Raw genomic sequence first — 21,123 nt, 5'->3', positions numbered from 1 at the left:
CCTTATCACTTTAGCGTTTGCATCGCTTATTCAAAAACACCTTGATAACCAGCTTCAGTTATTGCACTGATTAAGGCTGTTTCTGTCACTTGCGACTCGTCAAATTTGACCGTCCCACGAGCTTTTTTCAAGTCCACTTTAGCTTTTTTCACACCCGGTACTTCATTTAAGGCTTTTTCAACTTTTGCGGCACAATGGGCGCAATTCATTCCGCTGATTTGCATATTTTTTTTCATTACTATTCCTCATTTCTTTTAACAGTTTGTTGGCTACTTATTTTGTTGCATGGGTTTTGCATTGGCACTGACCAGGAATACAATTACACGAAATCGCTGCTACTGGCACTTTTTGGTCGACTGCTGCTTGGAGCATCGCCAAATCTTCTGCCGTCAATGCTGCTTCTTGGATCATTTCTGCTAATGTTTGTCCGACTTTTTTGGCACAAATATGAGAAAAAAGATTCTCAGCTGCACTGCGAACAGTGGCTTCTTCTGAAACAAGTGGCGAGTAAACAAACTTTTTCCCTTGGCTTTCTGTTTTCAATACGCCTTTTTTAACAAGTCGTCCTAAAAGCGTTTTGACTGTCGCTGCTTTCCAATTTTTATTTTCGCTTAACAAAGCGGTGATCTCTTTCGCATCGGATTGTCCCAATGTCCAAATCACACGCATGACTTCCCATTCAGAATCGCTGATTTTGATTGGTTCGACCACTGATTGCATTTGTCCACCTCCTTTCATAACTGATTCACATTTTTAAGTTTACATCTGTAATCGCATTTTGTCAAAAAAAAGCATCGCCAAACTTTCTGCATTTTGGCAATGCTTTTTTCTATTTCGTTAAAAATGGTTTGGTTCCAACGTTTAAAAGTGGACCTGATACGTCGTCACAGAGTGGAAGGGTTCTTCTGGGCGCAGCACGATCTCACCAAAGTGGGTGAATTTCTCAGAGCCAGGAACACCTTGTGTTTCGATCGCCATCCCGCCATGTTTGGCAAAAGGACCGGTCTTCATTGGGGCCCCAGCTTCTCCCTCACCTGTTGTGTAAATAACAACAGCAGGACGGTCAGTAGTTACAGTCAGCTGCACTTTTTGATCGGGACTGGTTACTTTCAGATCCCACTCTTGCTCATGATCCAATAAGAATGGATCATCCAACATGGTCGTTCCCATTGGGCGTTCTTGTCTAAAATCAAACTTTGTGCCTGCGACAGGCGTTTTTTCACCGGTCGTCGTCACGTCATCGTTCGTTTCAGCCACATGTTCGGCATTGATTTGAACCAAGTGGTCATCGATCGGCTGTTGGATATCACCTGTCAAATTGAAATAACCGTGGTTCGTTGGGTTAAATAAAGTCGCTTTGTCTGTGTTAGCGTCATATGCAAGCAATAGTTCATTGTCATTAGTCAACGTATAGGTGACTTGATAACGAACATTTCCTGGAAAGCCGCCGTCGCCATCTTGTCGTGAGGTAGTAAAAATCACGCCGGCTCTGTCTGCTTCCTCAAAAGTTTCAGCGATCCAGATATCCGTGTCAAGCCCCTTTGAACCACCATGAAGCGTATTGCCGCCATCATTGTCCTCCGTTTGGTATTCTTGCCCCTCAACCTCAAAGCGGGTACCTGCGATCCTTCCCGCTACTGGACCGATCGTTGCACCATAATAGCGTGCTTGGCGATGTCCTTCGATCGTATCATAACCGACCACAATGTCGCGGCCTTCTTCTACTGGAACGACCCAATCCAATAAGCGTGCGCCTTCGGGACTCAGCCTTACGATGGTACCGCTATCATTGGAAAGCTCATAAATCGTTCCCATTTTTTCTGAGGTCGTTTGTTTCACATTTGGCATTCGTTCATATCCTTCTTTCTTTGTTTAGTCTGCTACTCTTTTTAAGTATAGCCGTTAAGGGCTAGATCCGTCAATTCAAGACGGACGGATTCAGTAAGCATTCATTTTATGCCGGGCCGTCTTCACACAAATAAAAAGCGGCAAGAATGCCCAACTGGTTGATTGAATCAGGCTCTACAATATTTAGTGTTGGTGGAAAATCTACGGATTTTCTACCAACACTTTTTTTGTAAAAAAAGATAGAAAAAGAGATAGCCTAACTGGTAGAATTTAGTCGTCTAAAACAAAACCAAACCAAGAAAGGATATCTCCATGGATCATTGTACTAGAAAATTGTTAGGTTTAACAGATGAAAATTTATTCTTCGAAGAAGAATGGTTAGAGACTATAGAAGAAGAGGGGTTTCGCACCAATCTTATCCATGCCAAACTTAGCTATATACCAAGCCATTGCCGTAAATGTGGCATCAAAAATGAAGGACAAATCATCAAGAATGGCTCACACAAAACAAAAGTCCAACTTTTGCCTTATCGAGCAACAAAAACAGAATTACGCTTGGTACGTACACGCTTTTACTGTAAAGAATGTCAGTCGACATTCAATGCTCAGACAAACTTGGTGGATGAAAACTGCTATCTTTCAAAAGAATTAAAGATTCAAATCGCCTTGGAGCTGGCCAAGAATACAACAAGAAAAGAAATTGCCGATCGCTATTTTGTCTCTGACGTAACCGTTCTGCGTGTCCTACACACCTGTTTAAAAACGTATCATCCTCGTTTTGATACGTTACCTTCGGTCCTTTGTTTTGATGAGTTCAAATCAATGAAGTCCTGCAGCGGAAAAATGAGTTTTGTCTTTATGAATGGGCAGACCCAACAATTGATCGGTGTATTGGAGAATCGTCGCCTTGCATTCTTAAAACCATATTTCCTTAAATTCACCCGAAAAGCACGAGCGAACGTGAAATACGTCGTGATGGATATGAATGCCCCTTATTTTGAACTTGTAAAGGCGGTCTTCCCAAACGCAAAAATCGTGACCGATCGCTTTCACATTGTCCAACAAATCACTCGTGCGTTAAACCAGTTGCGAATTAAAACAATGAACAGCTTTCAAAAAACGGAACCGACAAAGTATCGACGATTGAAGCGATTCTGGAAATTACTCCTTAAGCATGCCTATGATCTGGATAGTTCCAATTATCAATATGATCGATCCTTTCGTAGACCAATGACGCAAAAAGCGATCGTCGATGAACTTTTGAGTTATGACGAGCAATTAACAAGGGCTTACGAGACTTGTCAGCTCCTCCTCTATCACTTTAAACACAAGGACAGCCAAAGCTTTTTCGATACGATCAACAGCTTAGATCAACGCCTCCCACAATGGTTTTGTAAGAAGCTGACGTTTTTAAATAAATACAAATCAGGGATTCAATATGCTTTAAAAACCAGGTATAGTAATGGGGCATTAGAAGGAACAAACAACAAGATAAAAGTGATAAAACGAGTAGCCTACGGCTATCGAAATTTCCACAACTTTCGAGCAAGAATTTATCTCATTCAAGGCTTAATCTTCCAAGTAAAACAAAAACCAGTTAAGCACGCTGCCTAACTGGTTATGACTAAATTTTCAGTTGTATTTTTCTCTACCAACACTAAATGTCGAAGAGCCTTGAATCATGGTCAGCTGATCGTGAGAGAAAGTACTAGGAGAAGCGCTGGCTGCTCCTGTCTTTTCTTCAATAATCAATCACATTCGCTTCACCTGTTGGGCTCTTATGCCGCAATTGTATCGTTTATTTTTTGTGTTTTGCTTGGTAATGTTTTCTCTTTCGTCGCTTTTCTTTAGTCTGAGAAACATTAGCAGCTAAATCTTTGTTTTCTTTTTCTTGATCAGCATTTCTTCTTTCAGCACGTTTAGTTAGTACACTTTGTCTGAATCGCCGATTTCCCAGAAACTTTAACGCACACATGAGTGGTTGACGATTTTCACCGACTAATCCGATCAGCTCAATAAACAGCTCAATTCCAAAACCTGTGCTAATGATTAATAAAACAATCGCTGTATTGCTCGCGTAATTCATTAGTAAAGCAATAAAAGAAAAGACTAATGCTAAGGCATAGATCGTTAACACTGTGCCGCGATGAGAAAATCCTAACGACAACAATCGATGATGCAAGTGCATTTTATCGGCAGAGGAAATCTTCTGTTTATTAAACTTTCTTCGGATCATCGCATAAACAGTATCCGTGATTGGTACACCGAGAATAAACATGGGCGTCAGAACAGAAATAAAAGTTGCGTTTTTCAATCCTTGTAGAGAGAGGACCGAGATCATAAACCCTAAAAACAATGCACCGGTATCTCCTAGAAAAATGGTTGCTGGATAAAAATTATATGGAAAGAAACCGATGATTGCTGCGATCAAAGTAAAAATGACCATTGGTACTTCCACAAAATTCGGCAGAAAGAAATAGCTGATAATCCCTATCGTCGTCAAACTGATAATAGAGACGCCGCTCGCCAAACCATCGAGACCATCGATTAAGTTCACCGCATTGGTAATTGCCAGTATCCAAATCAAAGTCATAGGCAAGGCAAACCATCCCAGATCAATAAAGCCAAAATAAGGAATCGTGACTGTGCTGATTTTTATTCCAGCAACGAAATAAATTTCCATCGCTGCAAATGTCAGACCTATTAATTTTTGCATTGGCGACAGTTCAAATATATCATCGAGCAATCCTGTAATCACCACTATTGTTGCACCTAAAAGAATCGGCCAAACGAAGTCGAAAGGAATCATTGTTCGAAATTCCCAAAGCAGCGCAAAGGAAAAGGCTAAAAAAATACTTAATCCCCCAGCTGAAGGCATAGTCTTCGTATTGATCCGACGCTCTCCTGGACGATCAACTGCACCAATCTTGCAAGATATCAATTTGATGACCGGTGTCAATATTAAAGACACGATCATTGTTATAAATAAGCGCATTACAAATTTGAATGCAAAATCCATCGTTTATTCTCGCTTTCCGTTATTTCTCTTTATTGGTAAATGTATCTTCGATTTTCGAAGAAATCCGCTGAACAGGATCTGTTCGTTCTTTGATCTCTTGTCCTGATACATACTCTTCTACCACTGCGTTGATGATTCCACCCAAGATAATAATCGTCGCAGCAAGATTCAACCAGATCATTAAAACAATAAAACTTCCAATAATTTGATAGCCAATGATTTTCGCAGCAAAGTAACGGGCGTATAAGCCAAACACTTGTGACAGCAACATCCAGCCAATCGTTGCAAAGATCGCCCCCGGCAAAGTCGAACGCAACTTGACCTTTGCATTAGGCACTAACCAATAGATCAGCATCATGATAAACAGCAAAGCAACGATCGTGACTGGCCATTTGACTGTTTGGAACGTATCGATCAGATTGTCTTGAAACTTAAAAATCGGCTGCAAAAAATCAAGAATGATTTTTCCAAGCCCAAATACCATCGTAACCCCAACGATCGCAATCATAAAGAGCAGGATGATCACAAATGATACTGCGCGCACCACGATAAAATTGGAACGCTGGTCCACACCGAAGGCTTTGTTCATCGCAATTTGCAAGGCATTGATACTTTGACTCGCGGACCACAACGCCGCTAAAGCGGAGATCGACAACAATCCACCAGAGCTTGTGGTGAGGAGATTTTCGATCGCTGGGCCGATAAAATCATAGATTTGATTCGGGATCAATTCCTGTACATAAGATAAAACCGTGTTCGGATCAATTGATAAATACGGCAAAAGATTCCCCAGCGCAATCATTAACGGGAAAAGTGAAAGCAATAAATAGTAGGCCACGACGACCGAAGTGGTCCCCATTTCTGAATCAGTTATTCTATTTTGCGTCGTTTCGATGAAACGCATCAGCTTTTGATTGCTTTTTACTTTATCAACGATTTTCATGTTTCTTCCTCCGCCAGCGAATCATCTGCCTTTTTTTCTTTGTCATACGTAACAACCAGAAGTCTCCTACTTATAAAATTTAGTAGGTTCCTTCTTCTCCTTGAGAAGTTAAAATTCTCGGACCTTCTTTGGTGATCGCCAAACTATGTTCATATTGGCAGCTTAAGCCACCATCTAGAGTATAGGCGGTCCAGCCATTAGGGTCCATTTTCATTTTCCACGTCCCTGTATTGATCATAGGTTCGATGGTAATGACCATTCCTTCTTTTAAACGTAACCCTTTGCCGGCTTCTCCGTAGTGAGGGATCATCGGACTTTCATGGATCGTTGGGCCAATGCCGTGTCCTACGAAATCACGCACAACCCCGTACCCTTCTTTTTCCGCATAGGTTTGAATGGCATGACCGATGTCACCGATTCGGTTGCCCACTTGCGCTTGTTCGATTCCTAGATACAATGCTTTTTTGGTTACTTCCATTAATCGATCAATCTCAGGCGTCGAGTTCCCTACGACATAACTCCAACAAGAATCAGAAATGGCGCCTTTTAAATCAATACACATGTCGACTTTGATTAGATCGCCGTCTTTCAATGGTTTTTTTCGAGGAAACCCGTGACAAATCTCATCATTGATACTGCAGCAAGTGGCATATTTGTAATCTTCAAAACCAATTTGGGCAGCGATGCCGCCGTGGCTTTCAATATAATCTCTGACAAACACTTCGATATCCCAACTCGTGATACCTGGTTTGATGAAACTGCGTAATTGTTTGTGGACATCTGCTAACAGCGCGCCGGATTCGGCCATGCGGTCAATTTCTCTGGCAGATTTTAATGTAATCATGTTCTCGTCTCCCTTAATTAAATTCCTCTTATTTTACCATAGAAATCCCATATTTTACAAAATTCACAGACATTGTAAAGAGTTTTTCAAGTTTTGTTTTCAAACTTTCGTGCATTTGCTATAATCTGTAAGAGAGTTTTCCTTGAAAATAGGAATGAGATTGGAGGAAAAAGCCCATGGCTTTAGCAAAAATCGTCTATGCAAGCATGACGGGGAATACGGAAGAAATTGCGGATATCGTTTCTGAAGCCCTTGAAAATCTTGACATGGAAGTAGAAATGAATGAGTGTACCCAAGTGGATGCAGATGACTTTGAAGATGCCGATATCTGTATCGTCGCAACGTATACATATGGAGACGGGGAGCTACCGGATGAGATCGTCGATTTTTATGAAGATTTGCAAGAACTTAATTTAAGCGGCAAAATCTTTGGAGTCTGCGGCTCCGGTGATACTTTTTATGATGACTTTTGTAAATCGGTTGACGACTTTGAAGCCGCCTTTAGCAAAACTGGTGCGACAAAAGGAGCTGACAGCATCAAAGTTGACTTGGCTGCAGAAGAAGACGATATTCAAAACTTAGAAGCCTTTGCCAAAAAACTAGCAGAAGCATTCGCTGAATAAAACAAGAAAACCTCTGACAAAATCAATTGATTCTGTCAGAGGTTTATTGTTTGCTTAATGATAACTGATATCGATGGGTGTTTCTCTTGCTAAAATATTATCGGTGGTTTCCGTCATCAGCTTAGCAATCTGATCTTCTGTCGGATGAATGATTCCCGAAGACATCAACGCCGCTAAGCCGGTAGCGACGATCCAGACACCGGTGTGCAAAGATTGTAATTTTACATCAGATAGATCTTGATATTTTGGTTCTTTTTTCACTGATTTCACAAAAAGGTCAAATGAAAACTGTTGCATGGAATCCCCACCACCATGCTCTTCTAAGTATAGCGCTCGGTATAATCGTTTTTCTTTATTTGCAAAGCCAATATAATTTAGCGTTAAGTCAACGATGACATCTCCCCGTCTTTCAACTGGAAAAACTTCTGTCGCTAAGTAGTCGTAAATCTGATTGATCAATGCATTTTTTAAGTCATCCATATTTTTAAATTCTAAGTAGATCGGTTGCGTTGAACATTTCATCTTCGCTGCGATATTGCGTGCGGTAAAACGTGTAAATCCTTCGGTTGCGACAACTTCATAGGCAGCTTTTAAAATCTGGTCTCTAGTAATAGTTTTCTTTCTTGCCATAATTTTTTAATCTCCTTAATTCTGCTATACATCGCTTTCAGAAATACCTTTTACTTATTGTATCATGTTTTTTTAAGTTTGCAAAAAAACTTTTAAATTTATTGCCCTTAGTGTTTCCAGTTTTTCAATTTGAAGGCCACTGTTTTTTTGCTCACTTTTTCGTTTGTTTTCAAAAATACTTAGTGCTATCATGAAGACAGTTATAAATTTAGAATAAATGGAGGAATTTTAATGGTTTTACCAAACTTTAATCAGAACCTTGAAAAATATGCCCAACTGATCACTGAAGTTGGCGTAAATGTCCAAAAAGGGCACACGATCGTCATCCAAATCGCCGTGGACCAAGCACCTTTAGCTCGCCTATTAACGAAAAAAGCGTATGAATTAGGTGCAGACGAAGTAATCGTCCAATGGACCGACGATGAGATCCAAAAAGAATTTCTGACTCATGCGGCCGAAGATCGTTTGTCTACGATTCCTCAGCACAAAATTGATCAAACGGAAGACTGGGTTGAAAAAGGTGCCAGCCGTATCAGTGTCGTTTCCGCGAATCCAGATGCGTTAGCGGGCGTCGACTCAGACCGAGTGGCAACCTTCCAAGCAGCTTCTGGTAAAGCGATGATGAAATTGCGTCAAGCAACACAAGCCAACAAAGTCAGCTGGACTGTGGTTGCGGCGGCTGGTCAAGATTGGGCTCAAAAAGTATTCCCTGATGCTTCCCCTGAAGAAGCACAAGACAAGCTTTGGGATCAAATTTTCAAAACGACGCGTATCTATGAAGAAGATCCTGTCGCAGCTTGGAAAAAACACGATGAAACCTTGCAAGTTAAAGCCGAAGAATTAAACAAAGAACAATTCAGTGCTCTGCACTATACGGCACCTGGTACCGATTTGATCATCGGTTTGCCTAAAAACCACTTGTGGGAAGGTGCTGGCAGTTACAATACCCGCAATGAAAAATTCATGGCGAACATGCCAACAGAAGAAGTCTTTACTGCCCCAGATAATCGTCGCATCGATGGCTATATTTCAAGTACGAAACCATTGAGCTACGCAGGCACCATCATCTCTGGGATGAAGTTCACCTTCAAAGACGGCAAAGTCGTGGACTTTTCTGCGGAACAGGGCGAAGAAGTGTTAGGCAAACTGCTAGCAATCGATGAAGGAGCAAAATCTTTAGGTGAAGTCGCATTAGTTCCTGATCCTTCCCCTATCTCACAATCCGGCATCATCTTCTTCAATACGTTGTTCGATGAAAATGCCTCAAACCACTTGGCTTTAGGCTCCGCTTATGCCTTCAGCTTGCAAGGCGGCACTGAGATGAGTGAAGAAGAACTGGCAGCTGCTGGTTTGAACCGCAGCCAAACCCACGTAGATTTCATGGTTGGCTCTGACCAAATGTCCATCGATGGCATCAGAGAAGATGGCACCACGATTCCTGTCTTTCGCAATGGTGACTGGGCTTAATAAAAAAAGGCTGAGGTGGAGTTGCTCCCCTCGGCCTTCTTTTACATAGAATATTGGAAACCGGCGGGTTTTTTCGTAGTAATCAGCCGGCTTTTTTGATAAAATCTACTTTGATAGTCTTTGATAAGAGAGGATGGATCCGATGACACCAAATCGTGAAGATTATTTAAAGCTCATCTTGGAGCTTGGTGGTGACCAAAAGAAAATCAATAACAAACAAATCGTGTCAGGTCTGGACGTCTCAGCAGCTTCAGTAAGTGAAATGATTTCAAAATTATTAAAAGAAGGCTTAGTGGAACATTCACCTTATCAAGGGGTACAGTTGACTGAAACTGGTTTAGCTTCTGCAAGTGCTCTGATCCGCAAGCATCGTTTATGGGAAGTCTTTCTTGTGGAGCACCTGCATTACTCATGGAATGAAGTTCATGATGACGCAGAAGTTTTAGAACACGTCACCTCGGAAACACTGGCGAGCCGCTTAGAAGCCTACCTTGATCATCCTCGGTATTGCCCACATGGCGGAATGATCCCCGAACAAGGAGAACTCATTCACGAAGGCGAAAAAAACACCATGAGTTCCTACCCGGTAGGAACCAAGATTCGTATCGCCCGTGTCCTTGATGAACGAGAACTGCTGGATTACCTTGTTTCGATCCAATTGAATATTCATGAAGAATACGAGATCATCGATGCGGCAGCATACGAGGGTCCGATTACGATCAAAAATGACACAAAAGAAATTGCTGTCAGCTACAAAGCCGCCAGCACGATTTTTGTTGATAAACTGTAAGGAGTGAAGATGATGGAAAAAAAGGTCCTTTTTACGATTTTTGGCGGTACGGGCGACCTTGCCCAACGCAAACTATACCCTTCTTTGTTTCGGTTGTACAAAAAAGGCGATTTGAAAGAAGATTTTGCAGTCATCGGTACTGCTCGCCGTCCTTGGTCGGATGAACACTATCGTGAAGTAGTAATAGGTACGATCAAAGAATTGAGCGACTCACAAGAGCAAGCAGAGACATTCGCTTCTCATTTCTACTACCAATCACATGATGTAACAGATACGAGTCATTATGATTCATTAAAGGATTTGGCGGAAACCTTAGATCAGAAATACCATTTAGAAGGCAATCAGATCTTTTACTTAGCAATGTCCCCTAATTTCTTTGGGACGATCGTTTCTCACTTGAAATCCCAAGGAATGCTGGATACTGACGGCTACCATCGGGTGATCATCGAAAAACCATTTGGAAGCGACTACGACTCAGCAAAAGAATTGAATGAAGAGATCAATCAAGTCTTTACAGAGCAAGAAATCTACCGGATCGATCATTATTTAGGAAAAGAAATGATCCAAAACATTTCTGCGATTCGTTTTGCCAATAACATTTTTGAGTCGATGTGGAACAATCGGTACATTGACAATGTTCAGATCAATATCGCAGAAAACTTAGGTGTTGAAGAACGCGGTGGGTATTATGATAAGAGCGGCGCCTTGAAAGATATGGTCCAAAACCATATTCTGCAGATCCTTTCCTTATTAGCCATGGAACCGCCAGTGGCTTTTTCTGAAAAAGAATTACGGACGGAAAAAATCAAAGCCTTAAATGCGATCCGTATTTACTCCGAAGAAGAAGTGAAACAACACTTCGTTCGTGGTCAATACGCCAAAGGGCAATTAGAAGATAAGGAATTTGCTGGCTACCGAGAAGAAGCCAATGTCGATGAAGAATCGGCAACTGAAACCTTCGTTGCTGGAAAATTCTTGATCGACAACTTCCGCTGGTCCGGCGTACCTTTCTATGTACGAACCGGGAAACGCTTGACGGAAAAAGGCACTCGAATCAACATTGTCTTTAAACAAGTCCCTGTCAATGTCTTTAAGCAAGACCTGAATGAACAAAAGCAAAACGAGAGTTTGGCACCGAATGTGCTGACAATCTACATTCAACCGACAGAAGGCTTCTCTCTTTCCTTGAATGGAAAAGAAATTGGCCAAGGGTTTGAGACATTGCCAGTGAAGCTAGATTATCGGAATAGTACTGAAATCGTCGAAAACACCCCTGAAGCCTACGAAAAATTGATTTTAGATGCTTTGAATGGGGATGGCACTAACTTTACCCATTGGGATGAAGTTGCCCAATCTTGGCGCATCGTTGATGTGATCCGTCACGCTTGGGACCAAGAAACACCTGATTTTCCAAACTATGCCGCAGGAACGATGGGACCCCAAGCTGCCTATGATCTCTTAGCTGCCGATGGTTTTGAATGGATCTGGCGCCCCGATGAATGGTATCGTGAGCGAGATTTACTAAATGAAAAATAAGCAAATGGTCAATTGGATGAGGAAAAAACATCCAATTGGCCGTTTTTCTTTTTTACCAACTGTTTATAATAGAAAGAAATGAGAAACGAAAGGAGCAGCAGACATGAAACAAGTCTTATCGATCGCCGGTCTCGACAGTTTGGCAGGTGGCGGCATGACGGCTGATTTGAAAACATTTGAGGAATTCGGGGTGTTTGGCCATGCCCTATTAACATGTGTGGTCGCCATCAAGGATGATCTTATGTTCCATGATCTCCCTGAGCCTGTGATCCAAGCACAGCTGGATTCACTGCGCTCGGTCGTATCCCTAGATGCAATCAAAATCGGGCTGCTTCATCAAACGGCCATCATTGAATTGCTGCGGGATTTTTTACAAACATTTACCGGACCGATCGTGCTCGATCCAGTTCTTGCCTTTAAAGAAGGAGATACTGCCTTTAACCACTCCTATCAAGCAGGATTGATCTCATTGTTTCCTTACACAGCATTAGTAACACCTAATCTACTCGAAGCTCAGCACCTCTCTGGTCAAACCATTACGACGTTGGCGGAAATGAAAACCGCGGCGAAAAAAATCCATGCATTGGGTGCCCCAAATGTCCTGATCAAAGGTGGCAGTCGACTAACTGGAGAAAAAGCCTACGACCTTTTATACCACTCTGGGCAATATACTGTTTTCGAAGCAGAAAAAAGTACCCGAACGACTACCAACGGTGCTGGGTGTACCCTTTCATCGGCGATTGCCGCTTTACTTGCCAAAGGCACTTCATTGGAAACAGCTGTTCAAACTGCAAAAGCATTTGTTTGGGCAGGGATCGAAGACGGTCTGCCTTTAGGAACCTCTGGCAACGTCAATCAGCTCGCCTATTTTAAAAAGGAGGAACACCTATGAAAGTAAGAAACCTAACCATGATCGCTATGCTGACGGCACTTACCTGTGCACTTTCTTTGACCTTTATCATTCCTGTTCCACAAACGAAGGGCTTTGTGACCTTATGTGAAGCAGGGATCTATATCTCGGCCCTTTTGTTCGGACCTAGCGCCGGGGCCTTCGTAGGCGGAATGAGCGGTGGCATCATTGATTTTCTATCAGGCTATCCTGAATGGGCCCTCTTTTCCATTGTGATCCATGGTGTGCAAGGCTGGATCGTGGGTAGAATGAACCATCGACCACTAGCAGCCGTTATTGTTGGCAGCTTGATCATGATTGCCGGTTATGCAGCAGCAACAGTTTTACTATTCGGTTTAGGGGCAGGGATCGCCTCAGTTCCAAGTAATTTAATCCAAACGGTCTTTGGCAGCATCGTTGCTTTACCGCTGACCCATGCCTTACGCCGCACGAAAAAGTTTTCTTTAAATGAAAGGTGATTCTCATGACAGATATCAATCAATTAAAAACGGATTTAACTACGATCGTTGAAGAAGTCATTACGACAGCGAACGTTGATGAAAATGATCTTTTTGTTCTCGGCTGTTCAACAAGTGAAGTGGTTGGTGGCTTGATTGGCAAAAATTCCAGTCAAGAAGTAGGCATGGTTATCGTTGAAACACTACGAGCGATCTTGCGTCCCAAAAATATTCATTTAGCCGTTCAAGGCTGTGAACATCTCAATCGGGCTTTAGCCGTTGAGCGTGAAACGGCTCGACTATATCAATTAGAAGAAGTCGCAGTAGTGCCCCAGCTGCATGCAGGCGGTGCTTGCTCAGTTGCGGCTTTCCAGTTGTTCGATGAGCCTATCGAAGTGGAGCACATTGTGGCCAAAGCGGGTATCGATATCGGCGACACAGCGATCGGTATGCATGTCAAACATGTTCAAATCCCGATCCGTCCCTCTATCAAGACCCTTGGCGCTGCCCATGTCACAGCTCTGGGATCACGGCCCAAATATATCGGTGGTCCTCGTGCTCATTACGCATAATAAGCGAATCGTATAATGAGCGAAAAACCATCTTCAAAAGGAAAAAGCATGCTTCGGCGTGCTTTTTTTGTGTCAACGTTCCTGCTATTGCCTCTCCTTTCCTTCCTTAAAAGTGCTCTCCTTTCACTATTTTCTCCGCTCCATCTTATGGCAGCTTTTTCTACTTCAAATTCTGTTTCCTTTCTTGCGTAAAAAGAGCGGCAGCTGTCGCCTTCCTTTTGTCATAAATTCGTCACAATTTCATCACAAAAAGAAAAGAAAGATACCAGTAAGCCCGTAAATTTCTTTTTTCTTTCCTTGATAGACTGAATGTAGCAAGAATCGAAAAGTGGAAGGAAGAAAAATATGAAAAAAATCGCCATTATTTTTGGAGGCAATTCACCGGAGTACGCCGTTTCTTTAGCCTCAGCAACTAGCGCAATCGAAGCACTCCAATCATCTCCCGATGACTATGACCTCTCTTTGATCGGGATCGCCCCAGATGCTATGGATTGGTATTTGTACACAGGAGAACTGGAAAACATCCGACAAGACACGTGGCTGTTGGATACGAAACATAAACAGAAAATCCAGCCGCTTTTTGAAGGAAACGGCTTTTGGCTAAGTGAAGAGCAACAAACGTTGGTACCTGATGTTTTATTTCCCATTATGCATGGCAAATACGGGGAAGATGGCAGTATCCAAGGATTGTTTGAATTGATGAAACTACCTTATGTAGGCTGCGGTGTGGCGGCCTCCGCATTATGTATGAACAAATGGTTATTGCATCAAGCAGCAGAAGCGATTGGCGTACAAAGCGCTCCTACGATTCTCTTGACAAATCAAGACAACCAGCAAAGACAAATCGAAGCCTTTATCCAGACCCATGACTTTCCGGTTTTCTTTAAGCCTAATGAAGCTGGCTCCTCAAAAGGGATCACAAAAGTGACTTGTGTCGAAGAAATTGCTCCTGCCTTGAAGGAAGCCTTCGCTTATTGTTCAGCAGTGCTCTTACAAAAAAATATAGCTGGCGTTGAGATTGGTTGCGGTATCTTAGGCAACGACTCTTTGACTGTCGGTGCTTGTGACGCTATTTCATTAGTAGAAGGCTTTTTCGATTTTGAAGAAAAGTACCAGTTGATTAGCGCCAAGATCACCGTTCCTGCACCATTGCCTGAAACGATTGAAACCAAGGTCAAAGAACAAGCTCAGCTGCTCTATCACAGTCTTGGTCTTAAAGGACTTGCTCGCATCGACTTTTTTGTCACGGATCAAGGAGAACTATACTTGAATGAAATCAATACTATGCCGGGCTTTACTAGTCACTCCCGCTATCCTGCCATGATGGCAGCAATCGGCTTATCCTATCAAGAACTACTACAAAAACTGCTTGTCTTAGCAAAGGAGGAAGGCAAATGAATCCCTATCTACAGTTAGTTAGCAAAGAGTTTCCATTAGAAAAAAACCAAGAGCCGCCCCACCTCGTCCTTGCTGCTTTTAGTGAAGAAGAAGTTTACTTGCAGCCTGAAGCAGCCAAACAATGGAAACGGCTCGTCAAAGCCTTAAAGCTTGAAGACGAGATCTGCTTATTAGATGGCTACCGAACCGAAAAGCAGCAACGGCATTTATGGGAATATTCCTTAAAAGAAAATGGATTAGCCTATACGAAACAATTTGTGGCGTTGCCCGGCTGCAGCGAGCATCAGTTAGGCTTAGCGATCGATGTTGGTTTAAAAGGCCAGCAAGGTGATTTGATCTGCCCACGGTTTCGTGACAGCGCAGCGGCGGATTTATTTACACAGGAAATGATGAACTACGGATTTATTTTACGCTATCCCGCAGACAAACAGGAGACTACAGGGATTGGCTATGAACCATGGCATTTTCGTTATGTCGGTCTGCCTCATAGTCAAATCATCGCCAGTCAACAGTGGACATTGGAAGAATACTATCAATATCTTGAACAAACCGCGAGGCAGTTCGCATGAAGAAGAATCAAGGAATTGAGCAGTTTCGGGTGATTTTAGCGATGATGGTGGTCGCGATCCACTGTCTGCCCCTTCATCGATTGTGGCCCAATGGTGATATCCTGATCACATTGACTCTTTTCAGAATCGCCGTCCCCTTCTTTTTTATGATCAGCGGGTATTATGTGTTCAGTGATTTAGCCACCCAAAACAGCTATCCTGCCAGACAACGTATCTGGTTATTTATCAAAAAACAGCTGCAAGTCTATCTCATTGCCACACTGCTCTTTTTGCCGATTGCTTGGTACAGCGGCATACTAGGATTGAACATGCCACTAGACACTTTTATTCAAACTTTGCTAGTCAACGGCATTCTTTACCATCTTTGGTATTTTCCTGCGATCATTACCGGCGGTCTACTAGTGATGGGCCTCTTGACACGGCTTTCTTTCAAGCAGGTGTTTTTCATTGCTGTCGGTTTGTATGTGGTTGGTTTAGGTGGGGACAGTTGGTCTGGCCTGGCTGCACAAACACCCATCACGCCACTCTATTCACTGATTTTCCAACTATTGGATGGAACTCGCAACGGCATTTTTTTTGCTCCCTTATTTTTGATCTTAGGGGTACTAGCCAGAAGATTTGCCAAAAAACCTGCTTCTCCCCATCGCTATAGTTATCTGATGATTAGTCTTATTTGCTTGCTTTTGGAAAGTTATCTCTTGCATCACTTTACTACACCTAAACATGACAGCATGTATGTCTTTTTGCCCTTCGTTCTCTTGTTTTTATTTCCGATCATTCAGCAATGGCAAGCACCCATGATCTGGAAACAAGCGGGTCGTCTGTCCCTTTGGCTCTATTTGCTCCATCCTTATACCATTGCAGTAACCCATTTTCTTAGTCAAAAGCTACCCTTGCTGCAAAACAATCTGATCAATTTCTTGGTGGTCTTAGGACTGACCATTGGGGTGGTGCATGGTCTCTTTGCTTTGCAAAAGCTGTTGCCGTTTCCGAAAAAAACGCCGCTCCACTTGCAGCGGGCAGCCAAAGAATTCTCAGCCCCCGCCCTGTTACACAACTTGCAGGAAATCAAACGAGTGATTCCATCCACAACAAAAGTGATGGCGGTGGTTAAAGCAGATGCCTATGGTTGCGATGCACAATTGGTCGCTCGTACCTTAGAAAGAGTAGGCGTCGATTTTTTTGCTGTTGCCACCATAGAAGAAGCCATCGAATTAAGGCGAGCTGGCATTAAAAGTCGCTTACTGATTTTAGGGTACACTTCTGCCCAACGTGCCAAAGAGCTGAACCGATATTCCTTAATTCAAACTATCGTCAGTGAAGCGCATGGACAAGCGTTAGCCCGAACAGGCATTCCAATCGAATGCCATTTAGCGGTAGATACCGGCATGCATCGTCTAGGCGTTGCCCCTGACCTTGAAACAGTTAGAAGGCTTTATGCCTTGCCATCCCTCAAGATCACAGGCATTTTTTCCCACCTAGGCTCTTCAGATCAGCTAGATACGGCAAGTATCTTACGGACGCAAGCCCAAATCATTTGTTTTGATGATCTATTGGCTGGCTTATCCGCTAGAAATATCGCCTATGGTCTGACGCATCTGCAAAGCAGCTACGGCATTTTGAATTATCCAGAGAAACAGTATGATTATGTGCGCCCGGGTATTCTTTTAACTGGTTCCCTGAGTGTCCCGAATGAACCAACAAAACAGAAGATAAACGTACAGCCGATTCTGACCCTAAAAGCCTTACTAGTGGACAAAAAAACAGTCGCCGCTGGTGAAGCGATCGGCTATGGACTAGCCACTGTTTTTGATCGACCTACCACGATTGGGATCGTTAGTATCGGCTACTGTGACGGAGTTCCCCGTGCCCTATCAAATCAAGGATTCCAATTGTCTTATCAAGGGGTTTTACTCCCGCAGGTTGGGTTGATTTGTATGGATATGCTCTTGATCGATTTAACGGACTATCCAGAACTGGCGGTCGAAAGTTGGTTAGAAGTAATCAGCGATTGGACGAATACAGCTGATCAAGCACAAACCATTCCCAATGAATTGATCAGTCGACTAGGTTCCCGCGTCCCTTCAATGTCAAAGTAGAAAACGAATGCATTCGCTTACCGATTACGGTATGATGTGGGTAGAGTAAATGGTAGTTTAAATGAAAAAAGATCGTAGATAGTTGGAGTGAATCAAGGATGGCAGAAAAAATAATTGTTGTTGATGATGAAAAAGAAATCGCCGAGTTAGTCACGACGTTTCTAAGGAATGAAGGCTTTCAAGTGGAACCTTTTTATGATGGAACGAGTGCTTTGGCTTATCTCGAAAAAGAAACAGTCGATGTGGCAGTTTTAGATGTGATGCTGCCGGATATCGACGGCTTTCAGCTGTTACAGACCATTCGCAAAACCCACTTTTTTCCAGTACTGATGCTCACTGCCAAAGGAGAAGATCTGGATAAAATTACCGGTCTAAGTCTAGGTGCAGATGATTATGTGACGAAACCCTTCAATCCATTAGAAGTTGTTGCTCGGGTCAAAACGCAACTACGGCGATACCAACGATACAATCAGTCAGCTGTTCCGCAGAAGATTGAAGAATACGAAAAGGAAGGCTTACTGTTGAAAATCAACAGTCACCAATGTTATCTTTATGGCAAAGAGGTTTTCTTGACCCCCATCGAATTTAAAATCCTGCTTTACTTATTTGAACACCAAGGATCGGTCGTTGCCTCAGAAACTCTTTTTGAAGCAGTCTGGAAAGAAAAATATTTAGACAACAATAACACAGTGATGGCACATATTGCCCGTCTGCGGGAAAAGCTAAACGAACAACCCCGCAAACCGAAATTAATCAAAACTGTATGGGGGGTCGGCTATATCATTGAAAAATAGAAGTCCATTGATCCGGAAACTTTTGACTCAATACTTTATCACCACAGGTGTTTTAATGCTCCTTTTGATTCTGATCCCTTTAACTGTTCGCTTTGTAGCAGGATTGAGGGTTTGGTACGGCTATGAGCCCATTTATCAAATATTACGGCTTTTTGCTGATTATTGGCTCGTCTGTCTAGCGATCGGTGCCTTGCTGATTTGGGTGAGCACAACGATTTATTATATGAGTAAAGCCATCAGCTATTTGAATGAAACGATCCAAGCCACGAATCAATTGATTGCCGAACCCACGAAGCGAATCATTCTCTCCAGCAATCTGATCGATGTGCAAGAAGAAATGAACCAGTTACGGGAAAAAAATCTCCAAGATCAACGAGCAGCCAAAGAAGCAGAGCAGCGGAAAAATGATTTGATCGTCTATCTCGCACACGATTTACGCACGCCTTTGACCAGTGTGATCGGCTACTTGACGCTTTTAGAAGAGGAACCACAGCTTTCTACCGAACTACGGGCACGCTATACCAAGATTGCCTTGCAAAAAGCCCAGCGGCTAGAATTATTGATCAGCGAGTTTTTCGAAATCACCCGTTTTAATCTTACAACGATCGCCTTACAGACCGAAACCACGGATCTTAGCTTGATGCTAGAACAGTTGACGTTCGAATTTTTACCGCTGCTAGAAGAAAAGAACCTTCATTGGCAACTGCAACTACAGAAAAAAGTCTATGCGACTGTCGATACAGAGAAGATGGAACGCGTCTTTGATAACTTGATCCGCAATGCCATCAATTATAGCTATCCTAACTCCCCTTTGCGTTTAGCCATCAGCGAATCTGATGATATCCTGATTCGTTTGACCAATCAAGGAAAAACGATCTCAGCTGAAAAGATCGGCTTGATTTTTGAGCCTTTCTACCGCATGGATGCTTCCCGAGCAACAGCGACGGGTGGGACCGGTCTGGGGCTGCCGATCGCCAAAGAAATCGTTGAAGCATTAGGTGGAAAAATCTGGGCGGAAAGCCGTGACGAAACCATCGTCTTTTCGATTCGTCTACCGAAGGTATCAATGGAAAAAAATGAACAGCGGTCAAAGCCCCATCCATCTGAACCAACTGCTTAACAGGCAAACAACCTGAGCATTTCGCTGTTCCCCTTCTAATTCAGAGGGAGGAAGAGCTGCTCAGGTTGTTTTTTATTGATTGCTTATTGATACACCAATGATCGTAACGCTTGATCGACTTTTTCTGCCGCTAAGCGTCCTTCGCGAATCCCCCAGATGACTAAACTCGGTCCTCTTTTAGCATCTCCTGCGACTAACACTCGTTCATTGTTCGTCGTGTAATCATCGTACACTTCTCGCACACCAAAGGCATCGAAGAGTTGGGTCTCTGCACCAACAAAGCCCATTGCCAACAAAACCAAATCCGCCTTGATCACTTGCTCTGTGCCAGGGATCGGCTGAAACTGTTGATCTACTGAGACCGTTTCGATGGCGATCAACTGGCCGCGTTCGGCGCCGATAAAGGCTGTTGTGGACACCCCATGATACGTCACTTGTGTTTGCAGGACTTCAGCCGCTTCTTCTTGCCCATATCCTGTGCGGGCTGTCATTGGGTATTCAGGCCAAGGATTGCTGTCGGTACGTGTCAATGGCAGTTGGGGCGTGATCTCCAATTGACGCACAGAAGCGGCTCCTTGCCGAATCGCTGAACCAATACAGTCATTTCCAGTGTCGCCACCGCCAATCACGACGACGTGCTTGCCAGCAAGTTTTTTACTTGTTGCCGCTTTGCCATGCTTTAAGACATCTTTGGTTGCTTCCGTCAGATAATCGACTGCAAATTGCACCCCAGTCAATTCACGACCTGGAATCTTCAAGTCACGAGGAACACTAGCTCCTGTTGCCAAAATGACCCGATCATACTGAGCGGACAATTCTTCTGCTGACAAGTCACGACCGATCTCCGTATTAGCGACAAAGGTCACGCCTAGCTCTGCCATTAGATCAATACGTCGCTGCACGACATCTTTGTCTAATTTCATGTTTGGGATACCATACATTAGCAAACCGCCAAAGCGATCGCTGCGTTCATAGACCGTCACTTGATGTCCTAGTTGATTCAAGCGCCAAGCAGCGGATAAACCAGCCGGTCCACTACCAACAATGGCCACCTTGAAACCAGTCGCATCTTGAGGCAACCCGGAAGCTTTGACCCAATCGTTTTCAAAAGCAGTATCGATAATAAAACGTTCATTGTCATGGATCGTGACACCTGATCCATTCAGTGCCTCGGTACAGCCTTTTTCACATGGAGCAGGACAGACACGCCCTGTCATTTCCGGTAATGGATTGGTTTTGGCAAGACGCTCAAAGGCGGCTTGGAAACGCCCTTGATAAACCAGATCATTCCATTCAGGAATCAGGTTGTCATTGGGACAACCTGAAACCGCCCGTTGCCCGCCGTAAAAAGAACCAGTATGACAAAAAGGAATGCCACAATTCATACAGCGCGCCGCTTGCTCTTGACGCTCATTTTCAGGCAATGGCGTCTGTAATTCTTGCCAGTCTTGGATACGTTCTGAAACCGGTCGGGTAGGATTTTCTACTCTTGGGTACTTTAAAAAACCAAATGGATCTGCCATA

21 protein-coding genes are annotated in these 21,123 nt (G+C 43.3%); 13 read left to right on the top strand and 8 right to left on the bottom strand.

The window, feature by feature from the left end:
* Nucleotides 1–26 precede the first annotated feature (26 nt).
* From copZ to IGI92_RS04665, 3 genes are all read right to left on the bottom strand, one after another.
* Nucleotides 27–236, bottom strand: coding sequence for a copper chaperone CopZ (gene copZ, locus IGI92_RS04675; RefSeq protein ID WP_005237251.1), 210 nt, complete (start codon nucleotides 234–236; stop codon nucleotides 27–29).
* 37 nt (nucleotides 237–273) lie between these two features.
* The gene (locus IGI92_RS04670) at nucleotides 274–720 is read right to left on the bottom strand and encodes a CopY/TcrY family copper transport repressor (protein ID WP_008377382.1); all 447 of its coding nucleotides are present in this window, start codon (nucleotides 718–720) and stop codon (nucleotides 274–276) included.
* 141 nt (nucleotides 721–861) lie between these two features.
* Nucleotides 862–1,848, bottom strand: a complete 987-nt coding sequence (locus tag IGI92_RS04665) for an aldose epimerase family protein (RefSeq protein ID WP_430608197.1) — start codon at nucleotides 1,846–1,848, stop codon at nucleotides 862–864.
* Nucleotides 1,849–2,160: 312 nt separating this feature from the next.
* Between IGI92_RS04665 and IGI92_RS04660 the strand changes: the two genes are divergently transcribed.
* Entirely contained in the window at nucleotides 2,161–3,462 is a 1,302-nt protein-coding gene (locus IGI92_RS04660; protein WP_430607528.1) for an ISL3 family transposase, read from the top strand.
* Between the two features lie 184 nt (nucleotides 3,463–3,646).
* On the opposite strand, the gene IGI92_RS04655 is transcribed toward IGI92_RS04660, so the two are convergent.
* The 3 genes from IGI92_RS04655 to map all read right to left on the bottom strand — a co-directional run bounded on the left by IGI92_RS04655 (nucleotide 3,647) and on the right by map (nucleotide 6,654).
* Nucleotides 3,647–4,867, bottom strand: a complete 1,221-nt coding sequence (locus IGI92_RS04655) for a glycosyltransferase family 4 protein (RefSeq protein ID WP_430608196.1) — start codon at nucleotides 4,865–4,867, stop codon at nucleotides 3,647–3,649.
* Nucleotides 4,868–4,886: 19 nt separating this feature from the next.
* A complete protein-coding gene (locus IGI92_RS04650) occupies nucleotides 4,887–5,810 on the bottom strand; it encodes a YihY/virulence factor BrkB family protein (protein ID WP_005237256.1) in 924 nt (307 codons plus the stop codon).
* 79 nt (nucleotides 5,811–5,889) lie between these two features.
* On the bottom strand, nucleotides 5,890–6,654 hold the full coding sequence (gene map / locus IGI92_RS04645; protein WP_005228863.1) for a type I methionyl aminopeptidase: 765 nt from the start codon (nucleotides 6,652–6,654) through the stop codon (nucleotides 5,890–5,892).
* 176 nt (nucleotides 6,655–6,830) lie between these two features.
* On the opposite strand from map, the gene IGI92_RS04640 reads away from it, so the two are divergent.
* The gene (locus IGI92_RS04640; protein WP_430608195.1) at nucleotides 6,831–7,277 is read left to right on the top strand and encodes a flavodoxin; all 447 of its coding nucleotides are present in this window, start codon (nucleotides 6,831–6,833) and stop codon (nucleotides 7,275–7,277) included.
* A gap of 54 nt (nucleotides 7,278–7,331) precedes the next feature.
* On the opposite strand, the gene IGI92_RS04635 is transcribed toward IGI92_RS04640, so the two are convergent.
* Complete coding sequence (locus IGI92_RS04635) at nucleotides 7,332–7,907, bottom strand: TetR/AcrR family transcriptional regulator (protein ID WP_005228861.1); 576 nt, start codon at nucleotides 7,905–7,907, stop codon at nucleotides 7,332–7,334.
* A gap of 231 nt (nucleotides 7,908–8,138) precedes the next feature.
* On the opposite strand from IGI92_RS04635, the gene IGI92_RS04630 reads away from it, so the two are divergent.
* The 11 genes from IGI92_RS04630 (at nucleotide 8,139) to vanS (ending at nucleotide 19,599) form a co-directional block, all read left to right on the top strand.
* Nucleotides 8,139–9,374: an aminopeptidase gene (locus tag IGI92_RS04630; protein ID WP_005237260.1), complete on the top strand. Its 1,236-nt coding sequence runs from the start codon at nucleotides 8,139–8,141 to the stop codon at nucleotides 9,372–9,374.
* A 142-nt stretch (nucleotides 9,375–9,516) separates the two neighbouring features.
* Nucleotides 9,517–10,164, top strand: coding sequence for a metal-dependent transcriptional regulator (locus IGI92_RS04625; protein ID WP_008377371.1), 648 nt, complete (start codon nucleotides 9,517–9,519; stop codon nucleotides 10,162–10,164).
* A gap of 9 nt (nucleotides 10,165–10,173) precedes the next feature.
* Nucleotides 10,174–11,700 (top strand): glucose-6-phosphate dehydrogenase, encoded by a 1,527-nt coding sequence (gene zwf / locus IGI92_RS04620; RefSeq protein ID WP_008377369.1) that lies wholly within the window; start codon nucleotides 10,174–10,176, stop codon nucleotides 11,698–11,700.
* Between the two features lie 103 nt (nucleotides 11,701–11,803).
* Nucleotides 11,804–12,592 (top strand): bifunctional hydroxymethylpyrimidine kinase/phosphomethylpyrimidine kinase, encoded by a 789-nt coding sequence (locus tag IGI92_RS04615; protein WP_430608194.1) that lies wholly within the window; start codon nucleotides 11,804–11,806, stop codon nucleotides 12,590–12,592.
* Entirely contained in the window at nucleotides 12,589–13,068 is a 480-nt protein-coding gene (locus IGI92_RS04610; protein WP_061053867.1) for an ECF transporter S component, read from the top strand. Before IGI92_RS04615 ends, IGI92_RS04610 begins: the two co-directional genes overlap by 4 nt.
* A gap of 5 nt (nucleotides 13,069–13,073) precedes the next feature.
* Complete coding sequence (locus IGI92_RS04605; protein WP_008377364.1) at nucleotides 13,074–13,619, top strand: TIGR01440 family protein; 546 nt, start codon at nucleotides 13,074–13,076, stop codon at nucleotides 13,617–13,619.
* A 345-nt stretch (nucleotides 13,620–13,964) separates the two neighbouring features.
* Nucleotides 13,965–15,017, top strand: a complete 1,053-nt coding sequence (vanC, locus tag IGI92_RS04600; RefSeq protein WP_430608192.1) for a D-alanine--D-serine ligase VanC — start codon at nucleotides 13,965–13,967, stop codon at nucleotides 15,015–15,017.
* A complete protein-coding gene (gene vanXY, locus IGI92_RS04595; protein WP_430608191.1) occupies nucleotides 15,014–15,586 on the top strand; it encodes a D,D-carboxypeptidase/D,D-dipeptidase VanXY in 573 nt (190 codons plus the stop codon). Before vanC ends, vanXY begins: the two co-directional genes overlap by 4 nt.
* Entirely contained in the window at nucleotides 15,583–17,685 is a 2,103-nt protein-coding gene (gene vanT, locus IGI92_RS04590; protein WP_430608190.1) for a membrane-bound serine racemase VanT, read from the top strand. The genes vanXY and vanT overlap by 4 nt, the downstream gene beginning before the upstream one ends.
* 98 nt (nucleotides 17,686–17,783) lie before the next feature.
* Complete coding sequence (gene vanR-C, locus IGI92_RS04585) at nucleotides 17,784–18,479, top strand: vancomycin resistance response regulator transcription factor VanR-C (RefSeq protein WP_005237269.1); 696 nt, start codon at nucleotides 17,784–17,786, stop codon at nucleotides 18,477–18,479.
* On the top strand, nucleotides 18,469–19,599 hold the full coding sequence (vanS, locus tag IGI92_RS04580; RefSeq protein ID WP_034878724.1) for a vancomycin resistance histidine kinase VanS: 1,131 nt from the start codon (nucleotides 18,469–18,471) through the stop codon (nucleotides 19,597–19,599). The genes vanR-C and vanS overlap by 11 nt, the downstream gene beginning before the upstream one ends.
* A gap of 83 nt (nucleotides 19,600–19,682) precedes the next feature.
* Here the strand turns inward: vanS and IGI92_RS04575 are convergent, their stop codons facing one another.
* Entirely contained in the window at nucleotides 19,683–21,122 is a 1,440-nt protein-coding gene (locus IGI92_RS04575; protein ID WP_016620658.1) for a glutamate synthase subunit beta, read from the bottom strand.
* Nucleotide 21,123: the final 1 nt, after the last annotated feature.

Origin of the sequence: Enterococcus sp. DIV2379, assembly GCF_050542965.1 — a bacterium.
GTDB lineage: Bacteria > Bacillota > Bacilli > Lactobacillales > Enterococcaceae > Enterococcus_D > Enterococcus_D entomosocium.
Note: the sequence above shows the minus strand (reverse complement) of the source record. Positions and strands in the feature narration are given on the sequence as shown.

Excerpts from the sequence above, each read along its gene's own strand:
- IGI92_RS04605 (WP_008377364.1), top strand. The coding sequence starts at position 13,074 with ATGACAGATATCAATCAATTAAAAACGGATTTAACTACGATCGTTGAA.
- IGI92_RS04630 (WP_005237260.1), top strand. The coding sequence starts at position 8,139 with ATGGTTTTACCAAACTTTAATCAGAACCTTGAAAAATATGCCCAACTG.
- vanT (WP_430608190.1), top strand. The coding sequence starts at position 15,583 with ATGAAGAAGAATCAAGGAATTGAGCAGTTTCGGGTGATTTTAGCGATG.
- copZ (WP_005237251.1), bottom strand. The coding sequence starts at position 236 with ATGAAAAAAAATATGCAAATCAGCGGAATGAATTGCGCCCATTGTGCC.
- IGI92_RS04650 (WP_005237256.1), bottom strand. The coding sequence starts at position 5,810 with ATGAAAATCGTTGATAAAGTAAAAAGCAATCAAAAGCTGATGCGTTTC.
- IGI92_RS04615 (WP_430608194.1), top strand. The coding sequence starts at position 11,804 with ATGAAACAAGTCTTATCGATCGCCGGTCTCGACAGTTTGGCAGGTGGC.
- IGI92_RS04625 (WP_008377371.1), top strand. The coding sequence starts at position 9,517 with ATGACACCAAATCGTGAAGATTATTTAAAGCTCATCTTGGAGCTTGGT.
- IGI92_RS04665 (WP_430608197.1), bottom strand. The coding sequence starts at position 1,848 with ATGCCAAATGTGAAACAAACGACCTCAGAAAAAATGGGAACGATTTAT.
- vanC (WP_430608192.1), top strand. The coding sequence starts at position 13,965 with ATGAAAAAAATCGCCATTATTTTTGGAGGCAATTCACCGGAGTACGCC.
- IGI92_RS04670 (WP_008377382.1), bottom strand. The coding sequence starts at position 720 with ATGCAATCAGTGGTCGAACCAATCAAAATCAGCGATTCTGAATGGGAA.
- vanXY (WP_430608191.1), top strand. The coding sequence starts at position 15,014 with ATGAATCCCTATCTACAGTTAGTTAGCAAAGAGTTTCCATTAGAAAAA.
- IGI92_RS04655 (WP_430608196.1), bottom strand. The coding sequence starts at position 4,867 with ATGGATTTTGCATTCAAATTTGTAATGCGCTTATTTATAACAATGATC.
- map (WP_005228863.1), bottom strand. The coding sequence starts at position 6,654 with ATGATTACATTAAAATCTGCCAGAGAAATTGACCGCATGGCCGAATCC.
- IGI92_RS04635 (WP_005228861.1), bottom strand. The coding sequence starts at position 7,907 with ATGGCAAGAAAGAAAACTATTACTAGAGACCAGATTTTAAAAGCTGCC.
- vanR-C (WP_005237269.1), top strand. The coding sequence starts at position 17,784 with ATGGCAGAAAAAATAATTGTTGTTGATGATGAAAAAGAAATCGCCGAG.
- IGI92_RS04640 (WP_430608195.1), top strand. The coding sequence starts at position 6,831 with ATGGCTTTAGCAAAAATCGTCTATGCAAGCATGACGGGGAATACGGAA.
- IGI92_RS04660 (WP_430607528.1), top strand. The coding sequence starts at position 2,161 with ATGGATCATTGTACTAGAAAATTGTTAGGTTTAACAGATGAAAATTTA.
- zwf (WP_008377369.1), top strand. The coding sequence starts at position 10,174 with ATGATGGAAAAAAAGGTCCTTTTTACGATTTTTGGCGGTACGGGCGAC.
- IGI92_RS04575 (WP_016620658.1), bottom strand. The coding sequence starts at position 21,122 with ATGGCAGATCCATTTGGTTTTTTAAAGTACCCAAGAGTAGAAAATCCT.
- IGI92_RS04610 (WP_061053867.1), top strand. The coding sequence starts at position 12,589 with ATGAAAGTAAGAAACCTAACCATGATCGCTATGCTGACGGCACTTACC.